At 72.0% G+C, this 13,507-nt stretch carries 13 protein-coding genes; 7 read left to right on the forward strand and 6 right to left on the reverse strand.

Annotated elements, in window-relative coordinates:
- Positions 1-148: 148 nt before the first annotated feature.
- Positions 149-1,528 carry an MFS transporter gene (locus NOD94_RS36250; protein WP_281210498.1) on the reverse strand — a complete coding sequence of 460 codons (1,380 nt, stop codon included), beginning with the start codon at positions 1,526-1,528 and terminating at the stop codon, positions 149-151.
- 314 nt (positions 1,529-1,842) lie between these two features.
- Here NOD94_RS36250 and NOD94_RS36255 point away from each other — a divergent pair, with 314 nt between their 5' ends.
- Positions 1,843-2,760 (forward strand): DUF3027 domain-containing protein, encoded by a 918-nt coding sequence (locus tag NOD94_RS36255; protein WP_281210487.1) that lies wholly within the window; start codon positions 1,843-1,845, stop codon positions 2,758-2,760.
- Between the two features lie 76 nt (positions 2,761-2,836).
- Here NOD94_RS36255 and NOD94_RS36260 read toward each other — a convergent pair whose 3' ends face one another.
- Positions 2,837-3,895, reverse strand: a complete 1,059-nt coding sequence (locus NOD94_RS36260) for a WD40 repeat domain-containing protein (protein WP_281210488.1) — start codon at positions 3,893-3,895, stop codon at positions 2,837-2,839.
- A gap of 76 nt (positions 3,896-3,971) precedes the next feature.
- On the opposite strand from NOD94_RS36260, the gene NOD94_RS36265 reads away from it, so the two are divergent.
- The 3 genes from NOD94_RS36265 (at position 3,972) to NOD94_RS36275 (ending at position 6,295) form a co-directional block, all read left to right on the forward strand.
- A complete protein-coding gene (locus tag NOD94_RS36265; RefSeq protein ID WP_281210489.1) occupies positions 3,972-4,664 on the forward strand; it encodes a GDSL-type esterase/lipase family protein in 693 nt (230 codons plus the stop codon).
- Between the two features lie 59 nt (positions 4,665-4,723).
- A complete protein-coding gene (locus NOD94_RS36270) occupies positions 4,724-5,713 on the forward strand; it encodes an aldo/keto reductase (protein WP_281210490.1) in 990 nt (329 codons plus the stop codon).
- 180 nt (positions 5,714-5,893) lie between these two features.
- Complete coding sequence (locus NOD94_RS36275; protein WP_281210491.1) at positions 5,894-6,295, forward strand: MmcQ/YjbR family DNA-binding protein; 402 nt, start codon at positions 5,894-5,896, stop codon at positions 6,293-6,295.
- Here the strand turns inward: NOD94_RS36275 and thpR are convergent.
- Genes thpR through NOD94_RS36290 form a run of 3 tightly spaced genes read right to left on the reverse strand, consistent with a single transcriptional unit; the run spans position 6,259 to position 8,666 of the window.
- Positions 6,259-6,813: an RNA 2',3'-cyclic phosphodiesterase gene (gene thpR / locus NOD94_RS36280; RefSeq protein ID WP_281210492.1), complete on the reverse strand. Its 555-nt coding sequence runs from the start codon at positions 6,811-6,813 to the stop codon at positions 6,259-6,261. The two genes, NOD94_RS36275 and thpR, sit on opposite strands and share 37 nt — an antisense overlap.
- A gap of 46 nt (positions 6,814-6,859) precedes the next feature.
- The gene (locus tag NOD94_RS36285) at positions 6,860-8,203 is read right to left on the reverse strand and encodes an MFS transporter (RefSeq protein WP_281210493.1); all 1,344 of its coding nucleotides are present in this window, start codon (positions 8,201-8,203) and stop codon (positions 6,860-6,862) included.
- Between the two features lie 25 nt (positions 8,204-8,228).
- On the reverse strand, positions 8,229-8,666 hold the full coding sequence (locus tag NOD94_RS36290; RefSeq protein WP_281210494.1) for a MarR family transcriptional regulator: 438 nt from the start codon (positions 8,664-8,666) through the stop codon (positions 8,229-8,231).
- Between the two features lie 145 nt (positions 8,667-8,811).
- On the opposite strand from NOD94_RS36290, the gene NOD94_RS36295 reads away from it, so the two are divergent.
- Positions 8,812-8,994 (forward strand): ribbon-helix-helix protein, CopG family, encoded by a 183-nt coding sequence (locus NOD94_RS36295; RefSeq protein ID WP_266574969.1) that lies wholly within the window; start codon positions 8,812-8,814, stop codon positions 8,992-8,994.
- Here NOD94_RS36295 and NOD94_RS36300 read toward each other — a convergent pair.
- Entirely contained in the window at positions 8,987-10,414 is a 1,428-nt protein-coding gene (locus tag NOD94_RS36300; protein WP_281210495.1) for an NCS2 family permease, read from the reverse strand. The genes NOD94_RS36295 and NOD94_RS36300 overlap by 8 nt on opposite strands.
- A gap of 139 nt (positions 10,415-10,553) precedes the next feature.
- Between NOD94_RS36300 and NOD94_RS36305 the strand changes: the two genes are divergently transcribed.
- Positions 10,554-10,853, forward strand: coding sequence for a DUF2530 domain-containing protein (locus tag NOD94_RS36305; protein ID WP_281210496.1), 300 nt, complete (start codon positions 10,554-10,556; stop codon positions 10,851-10,853).
- A 122-nt stretch (positions 10,854-10,975) separates the two neighbouring features.
- Positions 10,976-13,429 carry an HAD-IC family P-type ATPase gene (locus tag NOD94_RS36310; protein ID WP_281210497.1) on the forward strand — a complete coding sequence of 818 codons (2,454 nt, stop codon included), beginning with the start codon at positions 10,976-10,978 and terminating at the stop codon, positions 13,427-13,429.
- The last annotated feature ends 78 nt before the right edge of the window (positions 13,430-13,507 follow it).

The following is a 13,507-nucleotide window of genomic DNA, read 5'->3' on the forward strand; positions in this document are numbered from 1 at the left end:
GGGACGGGCATGATTTATGGCGCCCTGTCCGCTGCTGCGTTGGTGGGGCGGTACCGCGCGCCAACAAATCACGTTTTGGTCCCGGACGACACCCCACCCCGTCCCCGACCCCGACCCGTCAGGCCACGCGGGGGTGGGTGTGACCCCGTCAGGCCACGCGGGGGTGGGTTGTGCCCCTGTGGTGGTGGGGGGTGGTCAGGACGCCGCGGAGGGCCATGGTCGTGCCCGCGGCGACCAGCGTCGCCGCCACGGCCATGCCCAGTACTCCGTTCAGCGGTAGCACGATGCCGATCGCGCCGCCCAGGACCCACGCCACCTGGAGCAGGGTCTCCGAGCGGGCGAAGGCCGAGGTGCGGACCGACTCCGGGACGTCCCGTTGGATCATCGCGTCCAGCGACAGCTTCGCGAGGGCCTGGCAGAAGCCCGCCGTCGCGCCCAGGACCGCGACCATCGCCCCGCTGAAGAGGACCGCCGCGATCACCGCGACGCCGAGCGTCAGGCACAGCACGGTCGCGATGATCGCCTCCGGGGCCCGCGCCCGCAGCCACGCCCCGACGGCCGTGCCGCACGCGTTGCCCAGGCCCGCCGAGATGCCGACGACCGCCAGCGACACCGCCGCGCTCTGCCCGGCGAGCGGGTGCTCCCGCAGCAGGAACGCCAGGAAGAAGATGAGGAAGCCCGACAGGGCCCGCATCGACGCGTTGGCCAGCAGTCCGCACAGCACCGGGCGGCTGATCGTCCGCAGGCCCGGGCGTCGCGAGTGCGCCTCGTGCGTGGAGAGCCGGGCGCGGCGTTCGCCCTTCGCGTCGTCCACCTTGTGCGGCAGCTGGAACGCCGCGAACGTCCCCCACACGAAGATCGCGCAGGCCCCGTACAGCGGCCAGGGCGGTCCGATCGTGTGCAGGCCGGCCCCGATCGGCGCGGCCGCGCCCGTGGCGAGCAGGCCCGCCAAGGTGACCCGGGAGTTCGCCTTGACGAGTGAGAACCCCGGTGGGAGGAGGCGGGGGACGACGGCGCTGCGGACCACCCCGTACGCCTTGGACGCCACCAGCACGCCCAGCGCCGCCGGGTACAGCTCCAGGCCGCCCGTCGCCACGGCGCCCGACATCGTCAGTGCCAACAGCGCCCGCGCCAGCATCGCCGCCGCCATCGCCGCCCGCCTGCCGTGCGGCAACCGGTCGAGCAGCGGGCCGATCACCGGGGCCAGCAGGGTGAAGGGGGCCATGGTGATGGCCAGGTACAGGGCCACTCGGCCGCGTGCCTCGTCCGTGGGGACCGAGAAGAACACCGTCGAGGCCAACGCCACCGTGATCATCACGTCGCCGGCGCCGTTGATCGCGTGCAGTTCGATCAGTCGGCCGAGGCCCGATTCGCCCGCCCCGTGCGCGTGAGTGGCCCGCCGGATCCCGCGCGCCGTACCGGTGATGGGGAGGTGCAGGGCACGCCCGACAGCCCGGCCGGCCCGCTTGGCCGGTCCCGAGCCGTCATCGGACGACCGTGCGGGTGCCACGTGGCCATAGTGCCCCACTCGGCCCTGCCGGACCCCTCCCGGCACGTCCCGGGTGCGGGCGTCGTCCGCGAATCGGACCTCGCATGTGGGACGAAGGCTCTGGAGGAGGTAGCGTGCGTAGCGCGCCACCGGCGGTTGCTCTTGGCCGCGCGCCTCTTCGCGATCCCGCAGAATGGATCGCAGTGGGGTGCGCCCGAGGCCGATCGGGCGCGGACGTCGACGCGGCCCTCTGGTCCGCTCCGCCCGCGCTGGGTACGGACGAACCGACGGGTCGTTGTGGACGACAGTACGGACGGCGCACTCGTGAGACGGCGTAGGAGAGAACGAGACCTGTGAGTGCTGCGACGACGCGAAGCCGTACCCCGCGTACCCCCGACCGCATGTGCGCCGAGGCGGTAGAACTCGCCCGCTCGGCGGCGGAGGACGCCGCCTTCCCCGGTGTGGTGGGCGAGCACGTCTCCGTCGTGGCGGAGGGTGACCGTGTCGTCACGCACTTCTTCGAGTGCAAGGAACCCGGCTACCGGGGCTGGCGCTGGGCCGTCACCGTCACCCGCGCCTCCCGCGCGAAGAACGTCACCCTCGACGAAACGGTGCTGCTCCCCGGCGACGACGCGCTGCTGGCCCCCGAATGGGTGCCGTGGAGCGAGCGGCTGCGTCCGGGTGACATGGGCCCCGGCGACCTCCTGCCGACCGACGCCGACGACCTGCGGCTGGAGCAGGGTTGGTCCGACGAGGACGCCCCGCCGCCGAACTCCGTCGTCTCGGAGGAGATGGCCGAACTCGTCGAGGCCGAGGACGCCGACGTCACCGACCGGGTGGTCGTCCCGGCGCGCGGCTCCATCACCTCGGTCGCCGAGGAACTGGGCATGCGGCGCGCGCGGGTCCTGTCGCGGTACGGGCTGCACAGCGCGGCCGACCGCTGGGACGAGTCCTTCGGCGCGAAGACCCCGATGGCGCAGGCGGCGCCCGCGTCCTGCGTGTCCTGCGGGTTCCTCGTCAAGATCGGCGGCTCGCTCGGGCAGGCCTTCGGCGTCTGCGCCAACGAGTTCGGACCGGCCGACGGCCGGCTGGTCTCCCTCTCGTACGGCTGCGGCGGCCACTCGGAGGCCGCGGTCATGCCGAAGCCGTTGCGGCCCGCGCCGCCGGTGCTCGACTCGATGGCCACGGACGAGTTCCCCCTCCGTCCGGCCGCCGACACCGGATCGGTCCCGGTCACGGACCTCACGGCGTCGGACCTCGGCCACTCGTAGGGCGTACGCGCTCGCCCCTGCCCGTTCGGCGGCAAGGGGCGGCGCCGGGCCGCCCGTCGGGGCGGCCGGCGTCCCGTCAGTTCTTCGGGCCGCGCCGCAGCAGCCGTTTGGCGCCGATGACCAGGGCCGTGCCCACCAGGAGGACCAGGGCCCCCTTGGCGAAGGCGCCGTCCTCCCCGGCGGGACCGCCGGCCTGCGGCGGTGAGCCGGGCCGGGCGGACGCCGTCCCGGACGGGGCGGCGCCGGAGGCCGGCGGTCCCGCCGGGGAGGAGCCGTCGTCCGGAGCGCCGTCGGTCGCCGGGACGGCGATGACCCGGCTGTTCGCGCCCTCCGACCCGAACATCAGCGTCGCCCCGTCCGCCGTGTACGTCACCGACTCGGCCTGCCCCTGGAACGGGGCGCTCACCCTGGTCCCCCCGCCCTGCGGGCGGCCGTCCTTCCACGGGTAGGTGCGGGCCGTGAAGTAGCCGCGCAGCGTCAGCCGGCCGCCGTCGGGGGAGAACGCCCCGTCCGTCACCCACGGCACGTCCGCGACCCGCCGGAAGACGTTGGGCCCACCGGCCGACAGCCGTTCGGGTCCCTCGTACAGGCCGGCGGTGCGCTCGTGCTTGCTCGCGATGTACACCCGGCCCGTCACCGGATGGACCATCAGGGCCTCGGCGTCGCGCGGTCCGTCGGCGTACGTGACGGTGAACTGCTCGGCCTTCACCGTGGTGTCGGCGAGCTGCTTCGGCTCCGGGAAGCGGTAGACCCACACGTGGTCCCAGGTGCCGTTGCGGTTGTCGCCGATGTCGCCGACGTACAGCTGCCCGTCCGGCCCCAGCGAGATCGCCTCCACGTCGCGGGGCGTGCCGATCCCGGTCAGCGTCACCCGCGCCACGGTCTTCCCGGTCGCCGCGTCCACCCCGTACACGTACGGGCCGTCGTCGCTGTCGTTGTGCGTCCAGTACACGCCCGGGTGCAGCCGGCTCGCCGTGAGCCCGCTCGACTCCCGGATCCGGGGGTCGGTGATGGTGAACCCGGCCGCGCCCGGGGTTTCCGCGGCGAGGGCCGCCGTCGGCAGTGCCGCGAGGACGGTGACGGCGATTACGGCGGTGGCGGCGGTGGCGGCGGACGACCGGGGGAGCAGGCGCATCCCCCAAGCCTGCCGGCCCGTTCCGCGTGTTCGGCGTCACAGGGGTTTCTGCCGCGTGATCCGCGATGATGACCGGATGCGTTTCATGTTCGTCGGCGATTCCATGACCATCGGACGCGCCGGCGACTACACCTGGCGCCACCGGATGTGGCAGCACCTGTGCGCCACCCTGGACGGCCCCTTCGAGATCGTCGGTCCGCGCACCGCGCTCCACGACCCCGCCACCGACGCGGCCACCAGCCACGCCTACGCCGCCCCGGACTTCCCGGAGCACGCCCGGCGCCACCTGGCGGGCTGGGGCGAGGGGTGGCAGCACATGGCGCCGCTCGTCGGGCCCGCCGCGGGCGCGGGCGAGGCCGACGTCCTGCTCGTCTCCCTGGGACTGATAGACCTCGGTTTCTACACCGAGGCCGACGGGACCGCCGCCAACGTCCGCCGGTTCGTCGCCGGGGCCCGCGAGGCCCGTCCGGGGATCCGGATGGTGCTGCTGCCGGTCATCCCGAACGTCCGGGCCGAGGACGACGCGCCGTTCGCGGCGCAGGTCGCGCGCTTCAACGAGCTGCTCGCGAAGGCGGTCGCCGACCTGTCGACGGACGCCTCGCCGATCCTGCTGGCCGCGCGTCCGCAGGCGTACGACATCCGCCACGACACCTACGACGGGACGCACCCCAACGTCTCGGGGGAGCACCGGCTGGCCGGCGAGTTCGCCGCGGTCCTGCACCAGGCGTGGGGCATCGGCGGCCCCTACCGGCCGGCGGACGGGCCGTAACACGCCCTTCACCCAAGGGGCTTGCCTGGAGCGCACTCGAAGCAGTTGGCTAGTGCCCCATGAAGTACACGCAGCTCGGACGCACGGGCCTCAAGGTCAGCCGCCTAGTACTCGGCACGATGAACTTCGGCCCCCAGACCGGGGAGCCCGAGAGCCACGCCATCCTGGACGCCGCCCTCGACGCCGGCATCAACTTCGTCGACACGGCCAACGTGTACGGCTGGGGCGAGAACAAGGGCCGTACCGAGGAGATCATCGGAACCTGGTTCGCCCAGGGCGGCGACCGCCGGGAGAAGACGGTCCTCGCCACCAAGGTCTACGGATCCATGTACCGCGAGGCCGACACCTGGCCCAACTACGACCGGCTCTCGGCGCTGAACATCCGCCGGGCCGTCGACGCCAGCCTCAAGCGGCTCGGTACCGACTACATCGACGTCTACCAGTTCCACCACGTGGACCGGCGGACCCCGTTCGAGGAGATTTGGCAGGCCGTCGAGGTCCTGGTCCAGCAGGGCAAGATCCTCTACGCGGCCTCCTCCAACTTCCCCGGCTGGAAGATCGCCCAGGCCAACGAGACGGCCGCGCGGACCGGGCGGCTCGGCCTGGTCAGCGAGCAGTGCCTCTACAACCTCGCCGAGCGGCGTGCCGAGATGGAGGTCATCCCGGCCGCCGAGGCGTACGGGCTCGGCGTCATCCCCTGGTCCCCGCTGCACGGCGGCCTGCTGGGCGGTGCGATCCGCAAGGCGGCCGAGTCGGGGCGCACGGCGTCCGGGCGGTCGGCGGACGCGCTGGCCAACAGCACGGTCCGCGCGCAGGTCCAGGCGTACGAGGACCTGCTGGACAAGCACGGTCTGGAGCCCGGCGAGGTGGCCCTGGCGTGGCTGCTGACCCGGCCCGGGGTCACGGGCCCGATCGTGGGGCCGCGCACGCCTGAGCAGCTCGCGTCCGCGCTGCGGGCGGTGGAGCTGGAACTTCCGGAGGAGGTCCTGACGGGCCTCGACGAGATCTTCCCGGGTCCGGGCCCGTCGCCGGAGGCCTTCGCCTGGTAGCGGGTGGGCGGGGCGCCCGCCGCCGGCTACTGGCCGACGGCGGCCGCCACGGCGACTACGAGGAACATCAGCACGAGCACACCGGCCATGACACGGTTTCTGGTCTTGGGATCCACCCGTCGAGACTAACGCGGCTCCCGTCGACCCCGTGTACGGCCCCCGGCCCCACGGTCGGCGGCGATGCGCGAGACTGCCGTCATGGTGACCGTCGAGGACGTACGGCGGCTGGCGCTCGCGCTGCCGCGGACCGAGGAACACCTCGTGCGGGACCGGGTGAAGTTCCGCATCGGCCGGATCGTCTACCTCGCCCTCTCCCGCGACGAGACCGAGCTGGGCTTCGCCTTCCCCAAGGAGGAGAGGGCCGCGCTGGTCGCGGCCGAGCCGGACAGGTTCTCCCTGCCGGGGGCCGGGGACATGCGCTACAACTGGATCCACGCGCGGATGGCCGCCCTCGACGCGGGGGAGCTGGCGGAGCTCGTCACCGAGGCGTGGCGGATGTGCGTACCGGCCCGGGTGGCCCGGGAGCACCTGGAGGGCGGCCCCGGTCAGGGGGACAGCGGCCAGGCCCGTACGACCTCGTAGCGGGGCTGTTCGCCCGGTACGCCGCTCGTGGGCAGGTTGCTGCGGACGAGGCTGAGGGTGTCGACCCGCCAGGGGGTGCCCTCGAAGCCGGCGAGGGCGTCGAGGCAGGGCCGCAGGTCGCCGCCGGTGCGGCTGCGGGCCAGGGTCAGGTGCGGGGTGTAGCGGCGGTGCTGGTCCATCGGGACGCCGGCGCGGCGGGCCGCGGCGTCGGCGCGTTCGGCGAGCAGCCGCAGCGTGTCGAGCCCGCCGGCGGCCCCCACCCACAGGGCGCGGTCGCCGAAGTGGCCGGCGCCGTGGAGGCGCAGCGGGAACGGGGCGGTCCGGGACGCGGCCCGGCCGAGCCGCTCGTGGAGGTCGGGGAGCACCTCGTCGCGGACCTCCCCCATGAAGGCGAGGGTGAAGTGCCATCCCGCCTCGGCGGTCCAGCGCAGTCCTTCGGGGTGGGGGGTGGCCGCGACGGCCGCCCGGAGCTCGGCGGTGGCCCCGGGGGCGGGCAGTACGGCGGCGAACAGCCTCATGCCCCGACCCTAGGTCCTGTCGTCCGCCCCGCGCCCCCGGCCGGGGTCACGCGGCGGTGGCGAGTTCGCCGCGCGGCGTCGCGGGGACGAAGGTGACGCCGCGGCGGCCGACGCGCAGGCGCAGGTTGCCGATCCGGGAGAGGACGACGGCGATGGCGAGCGCGGCGGTGAGGGAGATCAGGCCGCCGGCGGCCATGCCGACGCGTGCGCCGTAGGTGTCGGTGATCCAGCCCAGCAGTGGGGCCCCGAGGGGGGTGCCGCCGGTGAAGACCATCATGAACAGCGCCATGACGCGGCCCCGCATCTCGGGGTCGGTGGCCATCTGGACGCTGGAGTTGGCGGTGACGTTGACGGTCAGGCCGAAGATCCCGATGGGCACCAGCAGCGCCGCGAACAGCCAGAAGCCGGGGGCGAAGGCCGTGATGGTGAGGAGCCCGCCGAACATGACGGCGGCCGCCACCAGCAGCCGCAGCCGGGAGTGGCCGCGGCGGGCGGCCAGCAGGGCCCCGGCGAGGGAGCCGGCGGCGATCAGGGTGTTGAACAGTCCGTACGTGCCGGCGTCGCCGTGGAAGACGTCGCTGACGAACGCGGAGAGCCAGATCGGGAAGTTGAACCCGAAGGTGCCGATGAAGCCGACGAGGGCGATGGGCCAGATCAGCTCGGGCCGGCCCGCGACGTAGCGCAGGCCCTCGCGCAGTTGTCCCTTGGAGCGCGGCTGCGGTTCGACGGGGTGCAGTTCCCGGGTCCGCATCATCAGCAGGCCGGCGATGGGCGCGGCGAAGGACAGTCCGTTCAGCAGGAAGGCCCAGCCGGAGCCGACGGCGGTGATGAGCACACCGGCGATCGCCGGGCCGACCAGCCGCGCGGACTGGAAGTTGGCGGAGTTCAGGCTGATCGCGTTGGCGACCTGGTCCTTGCCGACCATCTCGGGGACGAACGTCTGCCGGGCCGGGTTGTCCAGGACGGTGACCAGGCCGAGCATGAAGGCCGCCAGGTAGACGTGCCAGACCTGGACGTGTCCGGCCAGGGTGAGGACGGCGAGCGCGATGCCGGTGAGGCCCATGGCGCTCTGGGTGGCCAGCAGCAGCGGCCGCTTGGGCAGCCGGTCGGCGAGGACGCCTCCGTAGAGGCCGAACATCAGCATCGGCAGGAACTGCAGGGCGATGGTGATGCCGACGGCGGAGGCGGAGCCGGTCAGGGAGAGGACCAGCCAGTCCTGGGCGATGCGCTGCATCCAGGTGCCCGTGTTCGAGACGACCTGGCCCGTCGCGAAGAGCCGGTAGTTCCGGATCCTCAGCGAGCTGAACATGGAGTTCTTGCCCGCCGGTGCGGCAGTGGTGGGGGTGGATGTGTGGCCGGGTGCGGAGTCTGCTCCGGTTCCCGTACTCAAAAGCGTTCGCCTCCTGGCGTCGTTCCTACAGGTGCGCGAGCTTCTCCAGGACGGGGGCGGCCGCGCGGAGCTTGGCCCATTCGTCCTCGGTGAGCTCGGCCGCGAGCCCGGCCAGGAAGGCGTTGCGCTTGCGACGGCTCTCTTCGAGCATCGCTTCGGCCACCTCGGTCTGGCGGACCACCTTCTGGCGGCGGTCGTCGGGGTGCGGCTCCAGCGTGACCAGTCCCTTGGCCTCCAGCAGCGCGACGATGCGGGTCATCGACGGGGGCTGGACGTGCTCGCGGCGCGCCAGCTCACCGGGGGTGGCCTGGCCGCAGCGGGCGAGGGTGCCGAGCACCGACATCTCGGTGGGGCTCAGCGACTCGTCGACGCGCTGGTGCTTGAGGCGCCGGCCCAGCCGCATGACGGCGGAGCGGAGGTCGTTCACGGCGGCAGCATCGTCGCCATGGGAAAGGTCAGGCATGTATTTAGAGTAACTCATTACCCTGCCTAAGGAACACCGGAATGATCGAGTCGTGAGACACACCGCAAAGATCGAGTCACTCGTACGGGTGAGTCGGGCGCGGAAAGCGACGCGCGTCCGCGTCCTGTGGCCCGACTCTTTCGGCATGGGGACACATGTGCTGAGCATGCGCATAGACGGGGAGCTGCTGGAGCGGCTCCGACACCATGCCGCCAAACGCGGAATGAGCGTCCAGGACTATGTCGTCCGGACGCTCATTCGCGATGACTTCGACGAGCGGTTCAAGACCGCGGTCGACGAGACGGAGAAGTTCTACGGCCTCACGTGAGGCCGAGGGCCGGCATCGCGTAGTAGAAGACGAAGACCGCCGCCACGACGTACATCGCGGTCGGGACCTCGCGGGCCCGGCCCGTCGCCGCCCGCAGGACGCAGAAGCTGATGAAGCCGATGCCGATGCCGTTGGTGATCGAGTAGGTGAAGGGCATCATCACCATGGCCAGGAAGGCCGGGACGGCGATGGTGAAGTCGCTCCAGTCGATGTCCTTGACCGAGCCGGCCAGGATCAGGAAGCCGACCGCCACGAGCGCGGGGGTGGCGGCCTGGGACGGGACCATCGTGGCGAGCGGCGTGAGGAACAGCGAGACGGCGAAGAGGCCGCCGGTGACGACGTTGGCCAGACCCGTACGGGCGCCCTCGCCGACCCCGGCCGTCGACTCGACGAAGCAGGTGGTGGCCGAGGACGAGGTGGCGCCGCCCGCGGCGACGGCCAGGCCGTCGACCAGGAGCACCTTGTTGATGCCGGGGAAGTTGCCGTCCGCGTCGATCAGCTTGGCCTCGTCGCCGACGCCGAGGATGGTGCCCATCGCGTCGAAGAAGCAGGACAGCAGCACGGTGAAGACGAAGAGGATGCCGGTGACCAGGCCGACCTTGCCGAAGCCGCCGAACAGGCTGACCTGACCGACGAGCCCGAAGTCGGGCGCGGCCACGGGGTTGCCCGGCCACTCGGGCACGGTCAGGCCCCAGGCGAGGCCCGGGAGGTCGGTGACGAGCTGGACGGCGACGGCGATCACGGTCATGACCACGATGGAGATCAGGATCGCGCCCGGCGTCCGGCGGATCAGCAGGGCGAGCGTGAGCAGGACGCCGACCGCGAAGATCAGGACCGGCCAGCCGTGCAGGTGGCCGTCGCTGCCGAGCTGGAGCGGGACGGTGGTGTGCGCGGCGTCCGGGATCCGGGAGACGAAGCCGGAGTCGACCAGGCCGATCAGCATGATGAACAGGCCGATGCCGATCGCGATGCCCTTGCGCAGGCCCAGCGGGACGGCGTTCATGACACGCTCGCGCAGGCCGGTGGCGACCAGCAGCATCACCACGAAGCCGGCGAGGACCACCATGCCCATGGCGTCCGGCCAGCTCATCCGCGGGGCCAGCTGGAGGGCGACGACGGTGTTGACGCCGAGGCCGGCCGCCAGCGCGATCGGGACGTTGCCGATCACGCCCATGAGGAGGGTGGTGAAGGCGGCCGTCAGGACGGTGGCGGTGACGAGCTGGCCGCCGTCGAGCTGGTGCCCGTACATGTCCTTCGCGCTGCCCAGGATGATCGGGTTGAGCACGATGATGTAGGCCATCGCGAAGAAGGTGGCCAGACCGCCCCGGACCTCGCGGGCCACGGTCGAACCGCGTTCCGAGATCTTGAAGTAGCGGTCCAGGCCGGTGGTGGGGGCCGCGGCGGGTGCCGAGGTGCTCATGCGGTCCTCAAACTGGTCTATTAGGTGGTTCGTACGAACGAATCAGGCCGTAGGCAAACCGTTTCAGTATGAACACATCACTGGAGGCCAGTCCATCTCCGCGCGTAGACCCGAAAACCGGCCACCTAGACTGGGCGTCATGGCGAAGTGGACAGCGACACACGAGGCGCCCGAGCCCCTTGAGGGCCCGGTGGTGGCCACCATCACGGGCGGAACGATCCTCTGGTTCGCCCTGTTCGTCGTCCAGCTCCCCTTCTACGGCTGGTTCGCCGACCGTGACCTGCTGTGGTGGCTGTGGACCTGCGCGGCCGGCGGCGGGCTCGGCCTCATCGGCATCTGGTACGTCCGCGGCCGCGACGCCGCACTCAAGCGCCACGCGGCCGAGCAGGTCGAACGGGACGCCGCCTCCCCCGCCGCCGCGCCCGACACCGACCGGTAGTCGCGCCGGGGGACACGAGGTCGGGACGCGGGGGGACCAGGGGAGGATTCCGCTCATCCTCAGGTCGGATCTTGCGACCGCTCGGCGGGTGAACCGTTCGAACCCCGTTTACGGTCGGAAGCATGACGCAGCGGGCGAAGACCGACCAGGACGGGCCGGAGCGGTCCGGCGCCGCCATCGACGCGGGAGCCGAGCTCGATCCGGTGCACCCGGTCAAACCGCCCGCCCCGCGCTTCAAGCCGGCCGGCCTCAGCACCGCGCAGGTCGCCGAACGGGTCGCGCGCGGCGACGTCAACGACGTCCCCGTCCGCTCCTCGCGCTCCACCACCGAGATCGTCCGCGCCAACGTCTTCACCCGTTTCAACGCGATCATCGGGGTCCTGTGGGTGATCATGCTGATCGTCGCGCCCATCCAGGACAGCCTCTTCGGCTTCGTGATCATCGCGAACACCGGCATCGGCATCATCCAGGAACTGCGCGCCAAGAAGACCCTCGACGGGCTCGCCGTCATCGGCGAGGCCAAACCCGGCGTCCGCCGCGACGGAGCCACCGCCGAGATCTCCACCTCCGAGATCGTCCTCGACGACGTCATCGAGCTGGGCCCCGGCGACAAGGTCGTCGTCGACGGCGTCGTCGGCGAGGCCGACGGACTGGAGATCGACGAGTCCCTGCTCACCGGCGAGGCCGACCCCGTCCTGAAGAAGCCCGGCGACCAGGTCATGTCCGGCTCCTTCGTGGTCGCCGGCGGCGGGGCCTTCACCGCGACGAAGGTCGGCCGGGAGGCCTACGCCGCCCAGCTGGCCGAAGAGGCCTCGCGCTTCACCCTCGTCCACTCCGAGCTGCGCTCCGGCATCTCCACCATCCTCAAGTACGTCACCTGGATGATGATCCCGACCTCGATCGGGCTGATCATCAGCCAGCTCGTCGTCAAGGAGAACAACCTCAAGGACGCCATCGCCCGCACCGTCGGCGGCATCGTCCCGATGATCCCCGAGGGGCTCGTCCTCCTCACCTCCGTCGCCTTCGCCATCGGCGTCATCCGGCTCGGCCGCAAACAGTGCCTCGTCCAGGAACTGCCCGCCATCGAGGGCCTCGCCCGCGTCGACGTCGTCTGCCTCGACAAGACCGGCACCCTCACCGAGGGCGGCATGGACGTCACCGAGCTCCGCCCGCTCGGCGGCGCGGACCCCACCTACGTCAAGAAGGTCCTCGGCGCCCTCGGCGAGTCCGACCCCCGGCCCAACGCCAGCCTCCAGGCGATCATCGACGCCTACCCCGACAGCGCCGAATGGCGCTGCACCGAATCCCTGCCGTTCTCCTCCGCCCGCAAGTACAGCGGCGCCAGCTTCAGCGAGGGCGACGGCGAGAACAACACCTGGCTGCTCGGCGCCCCCGACGTCCTCCTCCCCGCCGGCGACCCCGCCCTGGAGGAGATCGACGGCCTCAACGAGCAGGGCCTGCGCGTCCTGCTGCTGGCGCGCTCCACCCGCGAACTCGACGACGCCGCCGTCGCCGGCAGCGTCCGGCCCACCGCCCTCATCGTCCTCGAACAGCGGCTGCGCCCCGACGCCGCCGACACCCTGCGCTACTTCGAGGACCAGGACGTCAAGGCCAAGGTCATCTCCGGTGACAACGCCGTCTCCGTCGGCGCGGTCGCGGGCAAGCTCGGACTGCCCGGCGCCCAGAACACCGTCGACGCCCGGGGGCTCCCCACCGAGCGGACCGAAATGGCCGCCGTCCTCGACAAGAACTCGGTCTTCGGCCGCGTCACCCCGCAGCAGAAGCGGGACATGGTCGGCGCCCTCCAGTCCAACGGACACACCGTCGCCATGACCGGCGACGGCGTCAACGACGTCCTCGCCCTCAAGGACGCCGACATCGGCGTCTCCATGGGCTCCGGCTCCGAGGCGACGCGGGCCGTCGCCCAGATCGTCCTCCTCAACAACAGCTTCGCCACCCTGCCGTCGGTGGTCGCCGAGGGGCGCCGCGTCATCGGCAACATCACCCGCGTCGCCACCCTCTTCCTCACCAAGACGGTCTACTCGGTGCTGCTGGCCGTCCTCGTGGTCTGCTCGCAGGTCGAGTACCCGTTCCTGCCGCGCCACCTGACCCTGCTGTCCACCCTGACCATCGGCATCCCGGCGTTCTTCCTCGCCCTCGCCCCGAACAAGGAACGCGCCAAGCCGCACTTCGTGAAACGCGTCATGCGCTACGCCATCCCCGGCGGCGTCATCGCGGCCACGGCCACCTTCATCACGTACATCGTCGCCCGCGCGCACTACAGCGGCCCGGACGCCCTCAACGCCGAGACCAGCGCCGCGACGCTGACCCTGTTCCTGACCTCCATGTGGGTCCTGGCGATCATCGCCCGCCCGTACACGTGGTGGCGCGTCGGGCTGGTCGGCGCGATGGGCGGCGCGTTCCTGATCGTCCTCGTCGTGCCCTGGCTCCAGGAGTTCTTCCAGCTCAAGCTGGTGGGCGTGACCATGCCGTGGATCGCGGTCGCCATCGCCGCCGGCGCCGCGACCCTGATCGAGTTCACCTTCCGCTGGGTCGACCGCAAGTTTCCCGCGTAGCCGGCCGCGGGGGGGGGGGGGGGGGGGGGGGGGGGGGGGGGGGGGGGGGGGGGGGGGGGGGGGGGGGGGGGGGGGGGG

Source organism: Streptomyces sp. Isolate_45 (assembly GCF_024721315.2).
Classification (GTDB): Bacteria; Actinomycetota; Actinomycetes; order Streptomycetales; family Streptomycetaceae; genus Streptomyces.